The sequence below is a fragment of the Mesorhizobium sp. M7A.F.Ca.US.011.01.1.1 genome (assembly GCF_003998295.1).
Lineage (GTDB): Bacteria > Pseudomonadota > Alphaproteobacteria > Rhizobiales > Rhizobiaceae > Mesorhizobium.
Window position 1 is genome coordinate 1 of record NZ_RZRT01000259.1, and the last position, 441, is coordinate 441.

A 441-nucleotide genomic window follows, 5' to 3' on the forward strand; every position below is an offset into this window, starting at 1 on the left:
TCGCAAGCGTCTTCTTGATGCTCGGCCTGACATTGGTTTCCGTGACGTTATCGATGTCTCGAACGTCGTTATTCATCGCCGTGATGTTCGCGGGCTTCCTCCTATCGATTCGGCTAGTTCAGTCGGTTCGACTGGCGTTCGCCGGGGGCGCGGCACTACTCTTGGTGCCGTGCGTGATTCTCGTCCTGGAGCACGGGAGTTCGCTGGACATCTCCGGCCAGCTTATCGAAAGTTGGAAGGGCCGTTTTTCCGCTGGAACGTTGAGCGCCACTTACGAGTACGCCATGGCGGCTCGCAACGATGAGTTCGCTGAGGACTGGCAGCATGCACAACGGAACAATTTGCTGGTTGGAGAAGGGTTCGGTCACTACCATCTTGTGTCTCCTAGCGGGTACTCCAATAGCCACAATCTGTTTCTCATGGAGTGGTTCGAGAACGGTC

1 protein-coding gene is annotated in these 441 nt (G+C 56.0%); it reads left to right on the plus strand.

What is annotated here, in order from left to right; genetic code table 11:
* Positions 1-17: 17 nt before the first annotated feature.
* A partial coding sequence (locus EOA13_RS37635; protein ID WP_164780699.1) for a hypothetical protein occupies positions 18-441 on the plus strand: 424 nt, incomplete at its 3' end.